The sequence below is a fragment of the Microbacterium pratiae genome (assembly GCF_047302165.1).
Lineage (GTDB): Bacteria > Actinomycetota > Actinomycetes > Actinomycetales > Microbacteriaceae > Microbacterium.
Genome location: NZ_CP154843.1, coordinates 1,587,029 through 1,605,840, shown reverse-complemented (window position 1 = coordinate 1,605,840; position 18,812 = coordinate 1,587,029). Strand labels below are relative to the sequence as shown.

Annotated in this window: 19 protein-coding genes; 12 read left to right on the top strand and 7 right to left on the bottom strand. The window is 71.1% G+C overall.

Annotated features, from left to right (window positions below):
* Positions 1-10 precede the first annotated feature (10 nt).
* Both AA0Y20_RS07490 and AA0Y20_RS07485 read right to left on the bottom strand, forming a co-directional pair.
* Entirely contained in the window at positions 11-658 is a 648-nt protein-coding gene (locus AA0Y20_RS07490) for an NAD(P)H-binding protein (RefSeq protein ID WP_412938456.1), read from the bottom strand.
* A 65-nt stretch (positions 659-723) separates the two neighbouring features.
* Positions 724-1,233: a bifunctional nuclease family protein gene (locus tag AA0Y20_RS07485; protein WP_412938455.1), complete on the bottom strand. Its 510-nt coding sequence runs from the start codon at positions 1,231-1,233 to the stop codon at positions 724-726.
* Positions 1,234-1,309: 76 nt separating this feature from the next.
* Between AA0Y20_RS07485 and AA0Y20_RS07480 the strand changes: the two genes are divergently transcribed.
* The 7 genes from AA0Y20_RS07480 to AA0Y20_RS07450 all read left to right on the top strand — a co-directional run bounded on the left by AA0Y20_RS07480 (position 1,310) and on the right by AA0Y20_RS07450 (position 7,091).
* The gene (locus AA0Y20_RS07480) at positions 1,310-2,347 is read left to right on the top strand and encodes an LLM class flavin-dependent oxidoreductase (RefSeq protein WP_412938453.1); all 1,038 of its coding nucleotides are present in this window, start codon (positions 1,310-1,312) and stop codon (positions 2,345-2,347) included.
* Positions 2,344-3,126, top strand: coding sequence for an alpha/beta fold hydrolase (locus tag AA0Y20_RS07475; protein ID WP_412938452.1), 783 nt, complete (start codon positions 2,344-2,346; stop codon positions 3,124-3,126). The genes AA0Y20_RS07480 and AA0Y20_RS07475 overlap by 4 nt, the downstream gene beginning before the upstream one ends.
* Positions 3,127-3,164: 38 nt before the next feature.
* Entirely contained in the window at positions 3,165-3,755 is a 591-nt protein-coding gene (locus tag AA0Y20_RS07470; protein WP_412938451.1) for a GNAT family N-acetyltransferase, read from the top strand.
* A gap of 110 nt (positions 3,756-3,865) precedes the next feature.
* A complete protein-coding gene (locus AA0Y20_RS07465) occupies positions 3,866-4,663 on the top strand; it encodes an alpha/beta fold hydrolase (RefSeq protein ID WP_412938449.1) in 798 nt (265 codons plus the stop codon).
* A 221-nt stretch (positions 4,664-4,884) separates the two neighbouring features.
* Entirely contained in the window at positions 4,885-5,166 is a 282-nt protein-coding gene (locus AA0Y20_RS07460) for a GlsB/YeaQ/YmgE family stress response membrane protein (RefSeq protein ID WP_023951967.1), read from the top strand.
* 171 nt (positions 5,167-5,337) lie between these two features.
* Positions 5,338-6,288: an aldo/keto reductase gene (locus AA0Y20_RS07455; RefSeq protein ID WP_412938447.1), complete on the top strand. Its 951-nt coding sequence runs from the start codon at positions 5,338-5,340 to the stop codon at positions 6,286-6,288.
* A gap of 176 nt (positions 6,289-6,464) precedes the next feature.
* Positions 6,465-7,091 carry a helix-turn-helix transcriptional regulator gene (locus AA0Y20_RS07450; RefSeq protein ID WP_412938446.1) on the top strand — a complete coding sequence of 209 codons (627 nt, stop codon included), beginning with the start codon at positions 6,465-6,467 and terminating at the stop codon, positions 7,089-7,091.
* 36 nt (positions 7,092-7,127) lie between these two features.
* Here AA0Y20_RS07450 and AA0Y20_RS07445 read toward each other — a convergent pair whose 3' ends face one another.
* Positions 7,128-7,694 carry a TetR/AcrR family transcriptional regulator gene (locus AA0Y20_RS07445; protein ID WP_412938444.1) on the bottom strand — a complete coding sequence of 189 codons (567 nt, stop codon included), beginning with the start codon at positions 7,692-7,694 and terminating at the stop codon, positions 7,128-7,130.
* A gap of 23 nt (positions 7,695-7,717) precedes the next feature.
* Between AA0Y20_RS07445 and AA0Y20_RS07440 the strand changes: the two genes are divergently transcribed.
* Positions 7,718-8,929, top strand: a complete 1,212-nt coding sequence (locus tag AA0Y20_RS07440) for an MFS transporter (protein WP_412938442.1) — start codon at positions 7,718-7,720, stop codon at positions 8,927-8,929.
* A gap of 30 nt (positions 8,930-8,959) precedes the next feature.
* Here the strand turns inward: AA0Y20_RS07440 and moaA are convergent, their stop codons facing one another.
* The gene (moaA, locus tag AA0Y20_RS07435) at positions 8,960-9,970 is read right to left on the bottom strand and encodes a GTP 3',8-cyclase MoaA (protein ID WP_412938440.1); all 1,011 of its coding nucleotides are present in this window, start codon (positions 9,968-9,970) and stop codon (positions 8,960-8,962) included.
* A 197-nt stretch (positions 9,971-10,167) separates the two neighbouring features.
* Here moaA and AA0Y20_RS07430 point away from each other — a divergent pair, with 197 nt between their 5' ends.
* From AA0Y20_RS07430 to cydC, 4 genes are all read left to right on the top strand, one after another.
* Positions 10,168-11,595, top strand: a complete 1,428-nt coding sequence (locus AA0Y20_RS07430; RefSeq protein WP_412938438.1) for a cytochrome ubiquinol oxidase subunit I — start codon at positions 10,168-10,170, stop codon at positions 11,593-11,595.
* 10 nt (positions 11,596-11,605) lie between these two features.
* On the top strand, positions 11,606-12,637 hold the full coding sequence (gene cydB / locus AA0Y20_RS07425; protein ID WP_412938436.1) for a cytochrome d ubiquinol oxidase subunit II: 1,032 nt from the start codon (positions 11,606-11,608) through the stop codon (positions 12,635-12,637).
* Positions 12,638-12,724: 87 nt separating this feature from the next.
* Positions 12,725-14,428: a thiol reductant ABC exporter subunit CydD gene (gene cydD / locus AA0Y20_RS07420; RefSeq protein ID WP_412939722.1), complete on the top strand. Its 1,704-nt coding sequence runs from the start codon at positions 12,725-12,727 to the stop codon at positions 14,426-14,428.
* Entirely contained in the window at positions 14,425-16,086 is a 1,662-nt protein-coding gene (cydC, locus tag AA0Y20_RS07415) for a thiol reductant ABC exporter subunit CydC (RefSeq protein WP_412938435.1), read from the top strand. Before cydD ends, cydC begins: the two co-directional genes overlap by 4 nt.
* 188 nt (positions 16,087-16,274) lie before the next feature.
* Here cydC and AA0Y20_RS07410 read toward each other — a convergent pair whose 3' ends face one another.
* Genes AA0Y20_RS07410 through AA0Y20_RS07400 form a run of 3 tightly spaced genes read right to left on the bottom strand, consistent with a single transcriptional unit; the run spans position 16,275 to position 18,787 of the window.
* The gene (locus AA0Y20_RS07410) at positions 16,275-16,880 is read right to left on the bottom strand and encodes a GNAT family N-acetyltransferase (RefSeq protein ID WP_412938433.1); all 606 of its coding nucleotides are present in this window, start codon (positions 16,878-16,880) and stop codon (positions 16,275-16,277) included.
* Between the two features lie 57 nt (positions 16,881-16,937).
* Entirely contained in the window at positions 16,938-17,984 is a 1,047-nt protein-coding gene (locus AA0Y20_RS07405) for an ABC transporter ATP-binding protein (RefSeq protein WP_412938432.1), read from the bottom strand.
* Complete coding sequence (locus AA0Y20_RS07400; protein ID WP_412938431.1) at positions 17,981-18,787, bottom strand: ABC transporter permease; 807 nt, start codon at positions 18,785-18,787, stop codon at positions 17,981-17,983. The genes AA0Y20_RS07405 and AA0Y20_RS07400 overlap by 4 nt, the downstream gene beginning before the upstream one ends.
* Positions 18,788-18,812: the final 25 nt, after the last annotated feature.

Sequence of the window (18,812 nt, the reverse complement as noted above, 5' to 3'; positions counted from 1 at the left end):
ACAAAAACCGTCAGTCGGCTGTGAGCGCCGCCTCGATCGGGGTGTCACCGCCCGTGAACTCGATCATGCGCCCGACGGTCGCGGGCTCGGCCAGAACGGCCGCGATGACCGCCGCGACATCGCCACGCGGAACCGACTCCTCACCCGAGCCGCCCACCGTGATGCTGCCCGTCGGCTCATCGAGCGTCAGGCCGCTCGGCGCGACGATCGTCCAGTCCAGTCCGCTCTCGCGCAGGTGGGCGTCGGCCTCCGCCTTCGCCTCGGCGTAGGCGTAGAAGGAGTCGTCCTCGGGCACGCCGTGATCCGGCCCGGCACCGAAGTACGACACCATGACGTACCGGCGGACGCCGGCGGCAGCGGCCGCGTCGATCGAGCGGATGGCGGCGTCGCGGTCGACCGCCCACGTGCGGGCGGCATCCCCTCCCCCGGCTCCGGCGGCCCAGACGACCGCGTCGTTGCCGCTGAGCAGGTTCGTCAGCTGCTCCACATCGAACGACTCGACATCGGCGACGAGGGGCGTGGCACCGGTCGCGGCGACATCCCCCTCATGGTCGCGGTTGCGGATGACGGCCGTGACGGTGTCGCCGCGCTCGGCGAGGATCGGCTCCAGGCGCAGCGCGACCTTGCCGTGGCCTCCGATGATCAGGATGCGGGACATGGGTCTTCCTTTCGTCGGGGGGTGGTGGATCGGATGCGGTTGCGGCGGCCCCGTCGGCCGGCGTGTCAGCCGCGGAAGTCGTCGGGGTCGATGTCGTCGAGGAACTCGCGGAACTCCGCGACGCGCTGCTCCGCCGCCTCGGGCGTCTCGGCGCCTTCGGGAGCCTCGCTCACGGTGTCGGGGATCCCCGCCTCGGTGAGTACGTCGTCGGCGACGAAGATCGGAGCCCCGGCACGCGAGGCGAGGGCGATCGCGTCGGAGGGTCGGGCATCGACGACCCGCGATCCCGTGAGTGCCGTGACCGTCACCTCGGCGTAGAACGTGCCGTCGTCGATGCGGGTGATCTCCACCCGGTCGACGGTGGCGTCCGTCGCGTCGAGCAGGCGGATCATGAGGTCGTGCGCGAGGGGACGCGGCGGCGAGACGCCCTCGACCGCGACGAGGATCGACGTCGCCTCCTGCGAACCGATCCACACGGGCAGCACCCGGTCCGACAGCGCATCGACGGGCTTCAGCAGGATGACGTGCTGCTGAGCGGGGTCGAGCGCGACCCCGAGAACGCGGACCTGGACCATGACACCTCCCGGGGTCGGTTTCGCCCAGCCTATGCACGCGGGAATGCGAACGGGGCCGCCGACGTTGCGGGTTGACATGCAGCGTTTCGGCACTCTCTCGTTCGGTCACTACGGTCCTCTCGGCGGCGGTCGCGAGCTCACCGCCGGTGATTCGCTGCGTCAAGCGATCGACCTCGCGCAGGGGATGGACGACCTCGGCGCCGTCGGCGCCTACTTCCGCGTGCACCACTTCGCGCGGCAGCAGGCTTCTCCCATGCCGCTCCTCGCTGCGATCGCCGCGACGACGAAGAACATCGAGATCGGCACCGGCGTCATCGACATGCGGTACGAAAACCCGTTGTACCTCGCCGAGGAGGCCGCGGCCGTCGACCTCATCTCCGACGGGCGGCTCGCGCTCGGCGTGAGCCGCGGGTCACCCGAGACCGTCGTCCGCGGGTACGAGGCGTTCGGGTACACCGGCTCGCAGGATCCCCGCGGCGCCGACATCGCGCGCGAGCACTTCGACACCTTCCTCCGCGCGATCGAGGGCGAGGGGCTCGCCGAGCGCGACCCGAACAGCCCGTTCGGCGGCGGGAACGGCAAGCAGCGGATCGAGCCGAACTCCCCCGGGCTCCGCTCGCGCATCTGGTGGGGCGCCGGCACGACCGAGACCGCGGAGTGGGCCGGACGCAAGGGCGTGCACCTGATGTCGTCGACGCTCCTCACCGAGGCGGACGGGACGCCGTTCGACATCCTGCAGGCCCGACAGCTCGATGCGTTCCGAGCCGCGTGGCGCGAAGCCGGGCATCCCGGCGAGCCCCGCACGTCGGTCAGTCGATCGGTCTTCCCGATCACGACCACCGAGGACGAGCTGTACTTCGGCGGCAGCAACGACCAGGACGGCATCGGCTACATCGACGGCATGCGCTCGACCTTCGGCAAGACCTACGCCGCGGCGCCCGACGTGCTCGTCGAGCAGCTGCTCCAGGATGCCGCGGTCATGAGCGCCGACACCCTCATGCTGACGATCCCGTCGCAGCTCGGCGTCGAGTTCAACCTGCGCATCGTCGAGTCGTTCGCGAAGTACGTCGCTCCCGCCCTCGGCTGGAGGACGGGCGCTCTTCAGCCGCGATGATCGCGGCGGAACACGGCTCGGGCATCCCGCTCATCGCGGTGCACGGGTTCGGCGTCGATCACCGCATCCTCCTTCCTCTGGAGGACTGGGTTCGCGACGGCCCGTGGCGGCGCATCTACCTCGACCTCCCCTGGGCGGAGCGCGCGACCGATCAGGGTGCGACCACCCCTCGGGAGGTCGCCGATGCTGTCCGCGACGAGGTCGAAGCCATCGCCGCGGGCGGCCCCTTCGTCATCGTCGGCAACTCGTTCGGCGCGATGGTCGCCCGTCACGTGGCGCACGCTCTTCGGTCTCAGTGTCGTGGGCTGGCGACCCTCGCCGGTGTGTTCGAGCTCGACCATGACAAGCGGCGCCTGCCCCCGCGCGAGATCGTCGTGGCGGACGAGTCCGTGCTCTCCCGGGCGGGTTCGTTTCGAGACGACTTCGCGGAGATGGCGGTGCTGCACACCGCCGAGGCGCTGTCCGCGTTCGAAAGGTTCGTGCTGCCCGGCATCCGGGGGGCTGACGCGGAGGTCCTCGACCGGATCACCTCGTCGTACTCAGCCGGATACGCGCCGGAACACACCTACCTTCCGTTCACGGCGCCGAGCCTGCACGTCTTCGGGCGCCAGGACCACGTCGTCGGTTTCGAGGACGGGCTCAGTACTGCGGACCACTACGTCCGTGGCACCTTCGTCGTCGTCGACGGAGCGGGACACAACGTGCATCTCGAGCGCCCGGATGCCGTGGCCCCGCTCGTTCGCGACTGGCTCCTGCGAGCGGAACAGCACCCCGTCTGACTGCGCGCCTCGCGCCCCGTTCGTCTAGCGTGGACGGCGTGCACGATGACGAGACGATCAACCCCGAGGCATCCGCGATCGTCCGTCGAGAAGGCGGGATCGAGCTGGTCCGCATCGATCCGGCGGGAGACGACCGCGAAGAACTGATCGCGTTCATGACCGGCGAGGTGTTCCCGTTCCACGTCGGCACACGGCCCACGCGTAAGCAGGTCGAGGACGGCATCGCGGCGGGGCGGTACCGCGACGAGGACAACGATTCGTTCTGGATCGACCATGTCGAGCACGGCCGCATCGGCTTCTTCCGTCTCGAGGAGATCAGCGACGGCGCGCCGCTGTTCGACCTGCGTCTCGCGTCGGCGTGGCGGAGACGCGGCCTCGCGAAGGGCGTCTTGAGAACGGCCGCCGAGCACGTGTTCACGACGATGCCCGACGTCGATCGGTTCGAGGGGCAGACCCGTGAGGACAACCGGGCGATGCGCCGCGTCTTCGAAGCCTGCGGCTGGGTGCAAGAGGCCTACTACCGCGATGGGTGGCCCGTCGAGGGTGCCGAGCCGCTGGGCTCGGTGGCGTACAGCATCCTCCGCCGCGACTGGGAGACCGGCTCGGTCACGCCGCTGCGCTGGTCGTAGCTCACGCCGGGAACGCACCATCGCGCCGAGAGCGCACCGTCCGGGGTATGTTCTCGCCGCAACGGTGCGTGCTCGCCGTTGCGCCGGTGCTATACCCGGACAATGGACGGATGACGCAGCACCGCCGCACCATGATCGACCGCGACGGCGTCTCGCTCGCGGTGACCGAGGTGGGCGGGCCTGGCCCCGCGGTTCTCCTGCTGCACGGGTTGGCGGGCAGCTCGCGCGAGCTCATGCCGACCGCCGAGGCTCTCACTGACCGGCACCGGGTGCTGCTGCTCGACCAGCGCGGTCACGGCCACAGCACACGGAGACCCGACGATCTCTCGCGCGACGCCTTCGTCGCGGATGTCGCCGCCGTGATCGAGCGGTTCGCGCCGGGTGAACGGGTGGCGCTGGTCGGGCAGTCGATGGGCGCGCACACCGCGTTCCTCGCTGCCAGCCGGCATCCCGACCTGGTCAGCCGCCTCGTGACGCTCGAGGGGCACGCGGCGGGGAGCACAGATCCACAGGATGCCGCGGACCTCGGCGCCTTCTTCGCCTCGTGGCCCCTCCCGTTCGCCGACCCCACCGCCGCGCGGGCCTTCCTCGGCGACTCGCCGCTCACGGAGGCCTGGGTCGCCGACCTCGAGCAGAAGCCCTCGGGGTTGCGGCCGCGCTTCGACGCCGACGTCATGCAGGCCGTGATCACCGCGGTGCACGAACCGCGATGGGCGGAATGGGAGGACCTCGCGGTGCCGACGACGGCGATCTTCGCCGCCAACGGCATGTTCTCCGCCGAGCAGCAGACCGAGCTTGCCGCACGGCGCCCGGGCACCCGCATCCTGACCCTCCCCGAGGGCAGTCACGACGCGCACCTCGACGCGTTTCCGTCCTGGATCGCCGCGCTCCGCGAAGCCCTCGCCTGACGGATCCCGTGCGAGAACGCACCATCGCCGCGAAAGCACACCGTCGCGGGTGCGTTCTCGCGGCGGGGGTGCGTGCTCGGGCGTGCCGAGCGGCCGGCAAGGGTACAACCACGGCGGGAGTGGGCGAAAGGGCGACGGGGATTCCGTGGGTGCAGTCATAACCTGTCGTCCGCCCCGGGTGCCCGACCGGCGCCTGTTCCTGCACAGAAAGAAGAAGCACCATGCTCTGGACGATCCTCGGCCTCATCCTCGTCGGACTGATCGCCGGCTTCATCGCGCGCGCCGTCATCCCCGGCAAGCAGAACATCGGCATCCTGATGACCATCGTGCTCGGCATCGTCGGCTCGTTCGTCGGCGGATTCCTCGGGTTCCTCATCTTCAACCACAGCCCCGAGGGCGGCTTCCTCCAGCCGTCCGGCATCATCGGCTCGATCATCGGCGCCATCATCGTGCTCGGCATCTACGTCGCCGTCTCGCGCCGCGGCTCGACTCGCACGCGCTGACACGGCTCCGCACACGCATCGCGCCAACTCCTCAGATCCGGCGGCCCCTCCCCACGCGCGGGGCCCGGCACCGCACCGCGGGTCGGATCCTGAGGAGTTGGCGCGTCCTCGTTGAACCGAACGCGGCCCGACGGCCGGAATACCGACGCCGCCGCGGGCCTTGAACCGAACATGAGCACGATCGGAAACAGCGACCTCTCCGTCTTCCCTCTCGCCCTCGGCGGCAACGTCTTCGGCTGGACCGCCGACCGCGACGCGTCGTTCGCGATCCTCGACGCCTTCGTCGAGGGCGGCGGCAACTTCGTCGACACCGCCGACTCGTACAGCGCATGGGCGCCCGGCCACAGCGGCGGCGAGAGCGAGACGATCATCGGCGAATGGCTCGCAGCGCGCAGCCGCCCCGAGGTCGTCGTGGCGACCAAGGTCAGTCAGCATCCCGATTTCCGCGGCCTCTCCGCATCGAACGTCCGCGCCGCCGCGGAGGCATCGCTGAAGCGCCTGGGCGTCGACGCGATCGACCTCTACTACGCCCACTTCGACGACGCGGAAACGCCGCTCGAAGAGACGGTCGGCGCTTTCGGCCAGCTCGTCGCCGACGGCCTCGTCCGTCACATCGCCGTGTCGAACTACACCGCGGAACGCGTCGAGGAGTGGCTGCGCATCGCGGACGAGACCGGTGTCGCCCGCCCCGTCGCCATCCAGCCGCACTACAACCTCGTTCACCGCAACGAGGTCGAAGAGACCATCGTGCCGATCGCCGAGCGCGAGAACCTCGGCCTCGTCCCCTACTTCGCGCTCGCGAAGGGCTTCCTGACCGGCAAGTACCGGTCGACGGATGCCTCGGGCCACGACTCCCCGCGCGCCGAGGGGGCCGCCGTCTACGCGACGCCGCAGGGCCTGCAGATCATCGACACGCTCGAGCGCATCGGCGCCGCGCATGACGTCTCGATCGCCTCGGCCGCTCTCGCGTGGCTGCGCTCGCAGCCGACCGTGGTCGCTCCGATCGCGAGCGCCTCGCGACTCGAGCAGGTGCAGGGTCTGCTCGACGGCGGACGGGTCGAGCTCACCGCCGACGAGATCGCCGAGCTCACCCGCGTCTCGACCTGGAGCCCGGAGGCCTGACCCGCGGCATCCGCAGCTCGGAGATTGACGCGAACCTCGGAGCCCTGCCCACGCAGGCTCCGAGGTTCGTCGTTTCCTCCGAGGTTTGCGCTCCGAGGCAACCGCCGGCGCGAGCAAACCCACAAAATTCACGGTGTGGTATGACCACACGCGGGTTTCCGTGTTTAATGGGTCCCATGAGCACCGCGACAGTCGGATACAGCGCCATCTCGAGCTACTCCCGCGTGGAGATCCTGCACCTCATCCAGGAGCAGCCCCGCCGGACGATTCTCGAGCTGCAGGAGGCGACCGACCTGCACCCGAACACGATCCGCGAACACCTGGCACGCCTGATCTCCGACGGATTCATCGTCGCCGAGAAGGAGCACCGCACCACCCGCGGCCGCCCGCGCGTGCTCTACAGCGCTGCCGACGGCGAGGCGACCCGGAGCGCGATCCAGCGCCGCAAGGTGCGGGATGCCGCGCAGCGCGGTGACCTCATGCGCCGCGTCCTGACCCTCGACGTCCCCGACGTGCTCGAAACGCGCGCTCTGCATCAGATCGACGCCCTCGTCGAAGAGCTCGAGGACGAGGGCTTCGACCCGATCATCGACGAATCCGCACTGACCGTCGACCTGACCCCGTGTGCGCATGCGACGGCGCAGGCCGACCACCGCGAAGTGCTGTGCAGCGTGCACCTGGGCCTGCTCCAGGGCGTGCTCACCGAGGCCGGGGGGCCGCTCGCCGTTGACGGCATGCGCTCCTCGTGCGACCCGTCGGTGTGCATCATCCAGCTGCTGCACGCCGCGACCACGCACGACTGACCCCGGACGCGCCTGATCGCGGACCCGCGCCCGGAGTCAGACCCGGGACGCCGCGATCAGCAACGCCGCCGTCGAGCGCGCCAGCGCCGTGTCATGACCGCGCTCGCGCAGCCGCATCGCAAGATCACCGCTGACGACGAGGAGCAGCCGTTCCGCAAGCGCATCCGCGCCGGCCCCCGCGATCGGGCGGGCGAGCGCAGTCAGCCGTGCACGCATGCCCTCGGTGTCGGAGCGGACCGCGGATGCCACCTCCGGCGGCGGATCGGCATACTCCGCGGCGGCGCCGAGGAAAGCGCACCAGCGCGATCCGCGCGGCTCGTCGCGGAAGTCGGCGAGGGCGTCGAACACCGCCAGGAGACGCCCTTCGTCGTCGTCGCTGCGTGCGATCGCGGCATCCCATGTCTGCAGCCACACCCGCTGCCGCCGGTCGAGGGCCGCGGCCAGCAACGTCTCCTTGCTCGCGAATCCGCGGTAGAGCGTCGCCGCCGACACACCGGCGCGCGCGATCACGGCGTCGATCGGGGTCGCGACGATGCCCTGCGTGAAGAAGAGGTCTTCGGCCGCGTCGAGGATGCGCTCCTCGGTACCCGGCCGCATTCCCATGCCAGCACTCTATGCTCGGTAAAGTGAAACGGTCGTTTTCGTTTGGACGTTGGGCTCTTGTCGCCGCGGGCGTCGCGCTGATCGCGGCGACCTACGGCCTCGTCCGCCTCGCCTTCGGGCTCCATCTGCCCGACATGAGCGCCGACCTCGGTGTCGACACCGCCACCGCCGGCCTGGTGTCCGCCGCAGGTTCGATCGTGTACGCGATCGCCGCGGTGGTCGGCTTCTTCGCCGCCGAGCGCCACCCCCGCGTGCTCGTGGTCACGGCGACCCTGACCGCGGGCGGCGGTGCCGTGGGGATCGCGGCCGCAACGGATGTCGCGACCTTCGGCCCGGCCGCGGCGATCGCCTCGGCGGGCGCCGGGCTCGCATCCCCGGCTCTCGTCCGCCTGGTCGCGAGCACTTTCACCGACGACAAGTCACGCACGCCGCAGGCGATCGTCAACGCGGGGACCGGGCCAGGACTCGTCGTCGCCGGCATGATCGCCGTGATACTCAGCCCCGACTGGCGCCTGTGCTGGCTGATCGCGGCGGTCGCGACCGTCATCGCCGGGGGCGCCGTCTTGATCAGCGACCGCCCACGCGCCGGCGGCCCGCACAACAGCCGCCCGCGCAACAGTGCCCCGGCCGACTCGCACGAGAGCCGTCCCCTGCTCCTGCCACGACGCGGATGGTGGGCGGCGCATCGGCCGGCGATCGCGGCATCCGTCCTCGTCGGGATCGGCGCGTCCGCGATCTGGACCTACGGCCGCACCGTCCTGGTCGACGCCGGCGGATCGCAGACGCAGTCGGTGCTGGCGTGGATCCTGCTCGGATGCGGCGGCGCCGCCGTCATCGCCACATCGAGGCCGCTCGCACACCTCCAGCCCCGGACGCTGTGGTGGATCGGCGCCGGGCTCGTCGCCGTGTCGACGCTCGCCCTCGGCGCGGCTCCGACTCAGACGACGCTCGCACTCGGTGCGTGCACGGTGTTCGGGTGGGCCTACGTCACGGCTTCGGGAGCACTCATCGGATGGACGACGCAGATCGATGCGGCGCACGCAGCAGCGGGCACGGCCCTGCTGTTCGTGACCTTCATGATCGGTCAGGCGATCGGCGCCGCGGCGCTCGGAGCGCTGCTCCCCCTCGGCGGAGCGGCGACCGTCTTCGCAGCCGCCGCCGCGATGGCCGTAGTGGGAGCCGCGAGCCTGACAGCGACCGAGAGTCGGCGGCAGGTCGTCGAACCTCGTCCGTGACGGCACCTCCGGCTCACGTCGGCGCGACGCTCAGCCGCCGATGGCGTTCATCCCCCGCGCGGGCTGCAGAAACCCGGGGTCGTCGATCGCGTGACCGGCCTTCTTGCCTGCGATGCAGTTGCGGAGCACCTGATCGATGCGCACGGCCCGCGCGTCCGGAGGCGTCTCGGAGCGCAGGACCGGAAGCAGGTCGTACTCGTCGATCGAGAAGAGGCAGTTGCGCAGCTGACCGTCGGCCGTCAGCCGCATCCGATCGCACGCACCGCAGAACGGCGCCGTCACCGACGCGATGACTCCGACCGTGTGCGGACCGCCGTCGAGCCGCCATCGTTCGGCGGGCGCGCCGCCACGGCCCGGGACCGGCTCGAGGCTCCATCGCTCGGCGAGCGCTCCGAGGATCTCCTCGCGGGTGACCATGCTCGAGCGATCCCACGTGTGTCCGGCGTCGAGCGGCATCTGCTCGATGAACCTCATCTGGGCATCGTGCGCCACGGCGAAGGCCACGAGGTCGGCGAGCTCGTCGTCGTTCACGCCGCGCATCGCGACGGCGTTGATCTTGAGAGGCCGAAGCCCGGATGCCTGGGCGGCCCGCACACCGTCGAGCACGTCGTCGAGACGGTCACGACGGGTGAGCGCGCGGAACCGTTCCCGATCGAGCGTGTCGAGCGAGATGTTCAGGCGGGCGAGTCCGGCCGCGACGAGATCGGGGAGCGCGTCGGGCAGCCGGATGCCGTTGGTGGTCATCGCGATCTCGATCGGGCCGTCGGGCGACTCGATCGCCGAGAGCCGCCGGACGATCTCGACGATGTCCGTGCGGAGCAGCGGCTCACCACCCGTCAGCCGGAAGGTCGTGATGCCCGCAGCCGCGGCGACGGTGGCGATCTCGACGATCTCGTCGAGGGTGAGGATGCTCTGGCGGGCGAGCCATTCGTTGCCCTGCTCGGGCATGCAGTAGGTGCAGCGCAGCGAGCAGCGGTCGGTCAGCGAGATGCGCAGGTCGCGGTGGACCCGGGCGAATCTGTCGACGAGCGGCTCCCCCATGGGTCGAGCGTAAGCGGCTGCGGGGCACCCGCGGGTCGATCCCGCCCGATCGACTCGCGCCAACTGTGGTCTGACAGCGCCTTGCTTAGTGGTCAGACCACGCGTAACATTATTCCCGGCCGCCCCTGAGACCGGGGAAAACCACACTCGATACCTTCAGCCTGTCGAAACCTTCGCCTCCCGAAAGGCACCTCCCGATGGACTTCCTCGATCCGCTCCTGCTGGCCCGCTGGCAGTTCGGTCTGACGACGCTGTACCACTACCTCTTCGTGCCGCTGACCCTCGGGATGGCTCTCGTCGTGGCGATCTTCCAGTCGGTCTGGCACCGCACCGGCAACGTGAAGTGGCTGCACCTGACCCGGCTGTTCGGCAAGATCTTCCTGATCAACTTCGCGATGGGCGTCGTGACGGGCATCGTGCAGGAGTTCCAGTTCGGCATGAACTGGTCGGCCTACTCTCGTTTCGTCGGCGACATCTTCGGCGCACCGCTGGCCTTCGAGGGTCTGCTCGCCTTCTTCTTCGAGGCGACCTTCATCGGCCTGTGGATCTTCGGCTGGGACAAGCTCCCGAAGGCGCTCCACCTGTTCTCCATCTGGATGGTCGTGCTCGGCTCGACCCTCTCGGCCTACTTCATCCTCGCGGCCAACGCCTTCATGCAGAACCCCGTGGGCTACCAGATGGCCGCCGACGGCGGTCGGGCCGAACTGATCGACTTCGGGGCGGTCCTGACCAACCCGATCGTGCTGGCGGCCTTCCCCCACACGATCTTCGCCGCGTGGATGTTCGCCGCTGCCGTGGTGATCGCGGTCGCCGCTTGGCACCTCTCGCGCGCGCAGCACGTCGAGACGATGCGTCCCGCCCTCCGCTTCGGCATGTGGGGCATGATCGTCTCGTTCATCGGCGTGGCGCTCTCGGGCGATCAGCTGAGCCTCGTGATGGTGGCGACCCAGCCCATGAAGATGGCCGCGGCCGAGGCCATGTTCAACAGTGCGTGCGGGGCCGACGCGTCCTTCTCGATCTTCTCCATCGGAACCCCCGACGGCACCGAGGAGGTCTGGTCGCTGCGCGTGCCGTACCTGCTGTCCTTCCTCTCGACCCACAGCTTCGACGGGTGCGTCGAGGGCCTCAACGATCTGCAGGCGCAGTACACCGAGACCTTCGGGGCGGGCGTCGACTACCGCCCCATCGTGTGGGTCACCTACTGGTCGTTCCGCTGGATGATCGGCCTCGGCGGCGTCGCGACCCTCATCTCGGTCGCCGGCCTCTGGCTGACCCGCAAGAAGGCTCAGCGCCCCGTCGCCCGCTGGATGTGGAAGGTCGCGATCTGGTCGGCTCCGCTCCCCCTGCTCGGCAGTCTCGTCGGCTGGGTGTTCACCGAGATGGGCCGCCAGCCCTGGATCGTGTTCAGCCTCATGCTGACCGAGGACGGCGTCTCACCCAACGTGCCCGGCTGGACGGTGCTCATCTCGCTGATCGCCTTCACGGCGGTGTACGCCTCGCTCGCGGTCGTCGAGTTCGGCCTCATCCGCAAGGCTGCGCAGAAGGGTCCCGACCCGTTGCCCGAGCCGGGCTCACCCGAGGCCGACGACCCCGCGGCCTCTCACACCCAGACCACCGTCTACTGAGGAGCACGACATGGATCTCGCATACGTCTGGTTCTTCATCGTCGGAGTGCTCTTCGTCGGCTACTTCGTCCTCGACGGCTTCGACTTCGGCGTCGGGATGTCGCTGCCCTTCCTCGGGAAGGACAACGTCTCGCGTCGTCAGATCATCAACACCATCGGCCCGGTCTGGGACCTCAACGAGACCTGGGTGATCGTCGCTGGCGCGTGCCTGTTCGCGGCGTTCCCGGAGTGGTACGCGACCCTCTTCAGCGGGTTCTATCTGCCGCTCCTGCTGATCCTCATCGCCCTGATCCTGCGGGGCGTCTCGTTCGAGTACCGCCACCAGCGCGACGACGCCACCTGGCGCAAGCGCTTCGACCTCATGATCGTGGTGGGCTCCGCGCTCCCCGCCTTCCTCTGGGGCGTCGCGGTCGCCAACATCGTGCAGGGCGTGCCGATCGACGCCGACAAGGAGTTCACCGGCACCCTGTTCACCCTGCTGAACCCCTACGGACTGCTCGGCGGCGTCGTGACGCTGCTGCTGTTCTTCACGCACGGGGTCTACTTCGTGGCTCTCAAGACCGACGGCGACGTCCGCGAGCAGGCCCGCCGGCTCGCGACCAAGTCGGGGCTGCTGACCCTCGTCGCCGCCGCCGTCTTCCTCGCCTGGACCGTGCTGTCGGCGATGGAGGCGCAGGCACCGCTCCTGCCCCTGGTGTTCGTGACCGCCGCTGTCGCCGCCGTCATGCTGATGGGCGCCATCCTCGCCAATGCCCGGGGTCGCGAGGGGTGGGCCTTCGCAGGGGGTGCCGGCACCGTGATGTTCGCCGTGCTGACGCTGTGGCTGTCGCTCTTCCCGAACGTCATGCCGTCATCGACCGACCCGGCGTGGAACCTCACGATCGAGAACGCATCGTCGACCGATTACACGCTGACGATCATGACCTGGGCGGCCGTGATCTTCCTGCCGCTCGTGCTCCTCTACCAGGGCTGGACGTACTGGGTCTTCCGCAAGCGCGTCACGCGCGCACGCATCGAAGAAGCCGAGCTCGTCGCGCACTGACCGAATGACGGGATGCCTCGAATCCGTGCGATCACACCGGGCCCGAGGCATCCCGGCCCCGGGGTAAGGCAGGATCGAAGGGTGAGCATGGACGACCCCGAGGCGCCCGCGCGCTCGAGCGGACGGCCCGTCGATCCGCGGCTGCTGCGCTACGCCCGCGCCTCCCGACTCTTCTTCGTCGCGATCGGGGCGATCGGCCTCGCCCAGACCGCCGTCATCGTCGGCTTCGCCTGGCTGACCACCCAGGCGATCGTGGGAGCCATCGACGGGATCCCGGTGGGTGACCTGATGCGCATCCTCGCCGCACTCGCCGCCGTCGTGGCCGCACGCGCCGGGCTCCTCTGGCTGCGCGAAGCCGTCTCTGCTCGCGCCGCGGCCCGGGTCCGCAGCGAGCTGCGCGGCGGCCTCACCTCCGCCGTCGGTCGCCTCGGCCCCGGCTGGCTCGCGGGCCGCAACTCCGCTCAGCTCGCCGTGACCGCGGGCCGCGGTCTCGACGCGCTCGACGCGTACTTCGGGCGATACCTGCCGCAGCTCGTCCTGACGGTCATCGCGACTCCGGTGCTCATCGCCGTCATCTGGTGGAGCGACTGGATCTCGGGGCTCACCGTCCTGCTCACGATGCCGCTGATCCCTCTGTTCATGGTGCTGATCGGGCTCGCCACCCGGGCGGTGCAACGCGCGCAGTGGCAGACGCTCCGGCAGCTCGCCGCCCGCTTCGCCGACACCGTCCGCGGGCTCTCGACCCTCACGGTGTTCGGCCGCCAGCACCGCGCCGCGACATCGATCGAGCGGGTGACCGAGAACTATCGCATCGAGACGATGCGCGTGCTGCGGGTGTCGTTCCTGTCGGGCTTCGCGCTGGAGTTCCTCGCGTCGATCTCGGTCGCGATCGTGGCGGTGTCGATCGGCTTCCGGCTCATCGACGGCTCGCTCGCCCTGTCTGTCGGACTCTTCGTGCTGCTGCTGGCCCCCGAGGCCTACCTCCCGCTGCGTCAGGTCGGCGTCCAGTTCCACGCCGCCGCCGAAGGCGTCGCGGCCACCGACGACGTCTTCGAGGTACTCGACGCGGCGCGCGCGCTCCCGCAGCAGTCCTCCGCGGACCGCCTGTCGACGGATGCCGCGACGACTGCGGCGGCCGAGCGCGGCGTTCTCCGCGCTCATGGGCTCCGGGTGCGACGCGGCGACGCTCTGCTCGCGCCCGTGTCGTTCACGGCGACGCCGGGCACGATCACCCTTTTCTCGGGCCCGAGCGGCGCGGGCAAGTCGAGCGTCTTCGCCGCGCTGCGCGGTGTCGCCCCGTTCGACGGCGAACTGACCCTCGACGGCGCGCAGCTCCCGCCACCCGCGTCGTGGCTCGCCTGGGCCGGTCAGGATCCGGGACTCATCGCCGGCACCGTTGCGGAGAACGTCACGCTCGGCGCTGGGCCGGATCGCGCCGCCGGGTCGGACGGCGATCGTCGCGTCGCCCGCGTGCTCGATGCCGCCGGTGCCGGCGGCATCGATCCGGCCCTCGAGCTCGGCGTGCGGGGCGCAGGCCTGTCCGGAGGTCAGGCGCAGCGCGTCGCGGTCGCGCGTGCTCTCTTCCGTCACGCGAGCGGCGGCGCACCGGTCATCGCCCTCGACGAGCCGAGCGCCGCGCTCGACGCCGAGACCGAGGCCGCGCTCTGGCAGAGCATCCGTCACGTCGCCGACGACGGCGCGACCGTCCTGCTCGTCTCGCACCGGGAGTCCGCCCGGGCGATCGCCGACGTGCTCGTCGACGTGCGACCCCGATCCGAGGTGACGGCATGACCACGACGTCCGACGTGCTCCGCGGCGCGATGCCGCCGCCCCGACGGTTCTGGCGCGCTCTCGCGACCGGCTTCGCGACGGAGGCCTCGGCCGTCGCCCTCCTCGCGTGCAGCGCCTGGCTGATCGTCCGTGCCAGTGAGCAGCCCGCCGTGATGTACGTGATGGCGGCCGTCGTCGGCGTGCGGGCGTTCGCGATCTCGCGTGCCGTCTTCCGCTACCTCGAGCGCCTCACGTCGCACGACGCCGCGCTGCGCCAGCTCGCCACGACACGGACCGACCTCGTCCGACGCCTCATCCCGCTCGCTCCCGACGGGCTCGGCCGCATCCGCCGGGGATCCGCGCTGTCCGCCCTCGTCGACGATGTCGATGACCTGCAGAACCTGCCGCTGCGGGTCGTCGAGCCGCTCGTGGCCTCGGCCACCGTCGCCCTCGCCGCCGTGGCGTTCGTCGCGACCGTCTCGTGGCCGGCGGGCCTGACCCTGCTCGGCTGCCTCGTCGTCGCCGCAGCCGCGGCCACCGGATGGGGCTGGGTCGCGGGAGCCCGAGCAGAGCGGACGATCGCCCCGCTCCGCGCCCGGCTCGCCGACGCCGTCGCCGACCACCTCGGGAGCCTCGACGTGCTGCTGGCGTACGGAGCCGAGGAGCAGAGCCGACGCCGTGTCGAGGCGGCTGACGCCGACCTCCGCCGCGCCGTCGTCCGTCGCGCCGGCGCGCAGGCCGGCAGTGCGGCCATCGTCTCTCTCGCCGCCGGGGCCGCCTCGATCCTCGCCGTCGTCGTCACCGCGCCGGATGTCGCGACCCTCGGCGGTCCGTGGCTGGCGGTCGCCGTCCTCGTGCCGATGGCGGTGTTCGAGGTCTTCCAGACGGTTCCCCTCGCAGCGGCATCCTGGCGCCAGGTGCACGCGTCGGCCGAGCGCATCGCCGCGACCGTGCCGAGCAGCATCCCGGCCGGCCTGGTCGCGAGCGCCGTCGCCCCGACGGGTGTCGCGCCCGCCCTCGGCGATGGACTGCACCTGCGAGACGTGTCGGTGAGCTGGCCCGGAGCCGATCGCCCGGCGCTCGCGGGGGTCGATCTCGACGTCCGTCCAGGCGAACGTCTGCTCGTCGTCGGATCGAGCGGTGCGGGCAAGTCGACGCTCGCGCACGCCCTCGTCCGTTTCCTCGACGTCGAAGGCGGTTATCGCATCGGACGCTCCGACGTCCGCGATCTCTCCCCCGACGACGTGCGTCTGACCGTGGGGCTGTGCGAACAGCAGCCGATGCTCTTCGACGAGGACATCCGCCAGAACCTGCTGTTCGCCCGCGACACCGCGACCGACGCCGAGCTGGAGGCCGTGCTCGAACGCGTCGGCCTCGGCGACTGGCTGCGCGAACGCGGCGGGCTCGACGCGCGCGTCGGCGAGTACGGAGCGCTCGTCTCGGGCGGCCAGGCCCAGCGCATCGCGCTCGCACGTGCGCTGCTGCACGGCTTCCCCGTGCTCGTCCTCGACGAGCCGACGGCCGGGGTCGACCCCGCGGCATCCGACGCGCTGATGCGCGATCTGCTGTCCGCCGTAGACCCGGAACGTGCCGTCGTCCTCATCTCGCACGTCCGGGTGCCGAGTGCGCTCGTCGACCGGACGGTGCGCATCTCCGACGGCCGCCTGCACTCCGCCTGACGCCCGGCCCCACACCCCGCGAGGTCTCAGTTCGGCCGGGAAACCCGCCGCCATACCCGGCCCAAGTGGGACCTCGCTCGCTGTGCCCAGCCACGACCACACCCTGCGCGACCCGAGGTCCCAGTTCGGCCGGGAAACCCGCCGCCATACCCGGCCCAAGTGGGACCTCGACGAGCGAGTGACCGGGCTCAGCGGTCGAGAGAGATGCCGAACGCCTGTGCGCCCGGACGGGAGGCCAGGCGCTCGAACCCCATGCGGTCGTAGAAGGCGAGCGCACCGGAGTTGGCCGCCGACGCGACCAGGTGCAGGCGGGTGACGCCCGCGGCGCGGAGCTGCTCCGACAGCCGGTCGATCAGCCTCCGTCCCCACCCCTGCCCCTGAGCCTCGGGGAGCAGGTCGATGTGGAGGTGCGCGGGGTACGCGGTGGCCCAGGGCTCCGCTCCCGGGCGTCGGCCGTAGGCGTAGCGCAGGGTACCCGCCTGTCGCGAGGTGTCATCGGGTGAGGGCTCGGGCCAGCGTTCGGCGAATCGGGGCCACCACTCGCGCTGGAACCATCCTTCGAACGCCTCGGTGTCGGGCGCCGCGACGACGTAGCCGATCGCACGGTCGTCGTCATCGGCCACGACGAAGGCGAAATCGGGATGCCGCTCGGCATAGGGCCGCACGAAGACGGCTCCCCAGATGTCGTCGTCGTCGAAGAGTCCGGTGGCGTCGGATCCGTGGTCGGCTGTCCGGACGCAGATCTCGCTCAGAGCGGCGGCGTCGCCGCGCCGGACGGCACGCATGTGGGGCATGTCCCCATCGTCCCACGGGGCGCCGCCCGGCTGCCGCCCCGGTTCACCGCCCCCCGTTCACGCCCACGTGATCGCGGCGGTCGGCAGCGCGAGCTGCACGTGATCGCCGGGACGGACGTCCGCGGCCCGTTCGACGGGGATGTCGACGACCAGCGGCGGATCCGCCACGACCATGCGAACCGCCCCGACGGTGGGTTCGAGCCGCACCACGCTCGCCGGCCAGACGACACCTGAGCCGGCCGACGCGCCCGGCGCCTCGAGCCGGACGTCTCCCGGGCGGAACAGGGCGGCGACAGACCCGGGGTCCGCCCCGGGCCGCGCCACGCTGAGGTGCCCCGCCCGCCAGACGGCCTCGTCGCCATGCCCGGTGACGCTTCCGACGACGCGATTGACCCCCGCGAGAGCCGCGCCGAAGGCCGTGGCGGGCGCGTGCAGCACCTCACGGACCGAACCGCTCTGGGTCACGGCGCCCGCCTCGAGCACGATCAGCCGATCGGCCACCGCCGCTGCGTCGAGAGCATCGTGGCTGACGAGCACGGCCGTCGTCCGCGCGGCCCGCAGCTGGTCGGCGAGCATCGTGCGAAGCGACGCCGCCGTCGCCGGGTCGAGCGCCGTGAACGGCTCGTCGAGCAGCACGACGCGGGGGCGGGCGGCGAGCGCGCGGGCGAGCGCGATGCGCTGCTGCTGACCGCCCGACAGCTCGCGCGGATGCCGACCGCCGATCCCCGCGAGCCCGACCCGATCGAGCCAGTCGTCGGCCTCCGCACGAGCCCGTCGCGCGGACTCACCGCGCGAGCGGAGCCCGAAGGCGACGTTCTCACGGGCCGAGAGGTGCGGGAAGAGGCCCGGGTCCTGACGCAGCAGCACGATGCCACGACGCTGCGGGGCGACACGGCGACGCGGACTGGCCACCTCGTCGTCGTCCACGCGGATCGACCCGGCGTCGAGCGGCACGAGGCCCGCGATCGCCTCGAGCAGCGTCGATTTGCCGGCGCCGCTCGGCCCCATGACCGCGACGACCTCGCCGGGTTCGACGGCGAGGTCGGCCGAGACGGTGAGGCCGGGGCGCTGCACCCGGACGCGGACCGTCAGCCGCCCGCTCACCGAGCGCCGCCCGGCCGCCAGGCGCGCACGAGCAGAAGCGCGGCGATCGCGGTGATGAGCAGGAGGAGCGACAGCGCGACCGCCGTCCCCTGCGACACCCCGGCGCCGTTGAACGCCGTGTAGATCGCGAGCGGCATCGTCTGGGTGACCCCGGGCGCGTTGCCGGCGAACAGCGCCGTCGCGCCGAACTCGCCGAGCGCACGGGCGAAGCACAGCACGGTGCCCGCGATCAGGCCGGGCGCGGCGAGCGGCAGCGTGACCCGCCACAGGATGCGCCACCGTCCGGCGCCGAGCGCGGCGGCGGTCTGCTCGTAGCCGACCCCCGTGGCCCGCAGCGCTCCTTCGAGCGCCAGGACGAGGAAAGGAAGCGCGACGAAGGTCTGAGCGATGACGACGGCCACGGTCGTGAACGGGATGCGGATGCCGGCTTCGCCGAGCAGCGCACCCAGCCAACCGGTCCTCCCGAAGAGGAACAGCAGAGCGACGCCGCCCACCATGGGCGGCAGCACGAGCGGAACCGTCACGACGGCTCGGAGCGCCGCCGCCGTCCGAGCACCCGCCCGGGCGATGGTGAGGGCGAGCGGAACGCCGAGCACGATGCAGGCTGCCGTAGCCGCGAGGGCCGTCTGCAGCGAAAGCGCGAGAGCCGCCGCGGCCTCGGGCGACGTGACGTCGGCCCAGACCGTCGCGGTGTCGACGCGGCCGACCAGGGCGATCAGCGGCACCACGAGCAGCGCGAGTCCGACGATCGCGGGCACGAGGAGGACGCGCGGCAGGTACCCCGGCGTGCTCCGATGCCTCACCCGCCGATGGCCGGTCGCGCCGACG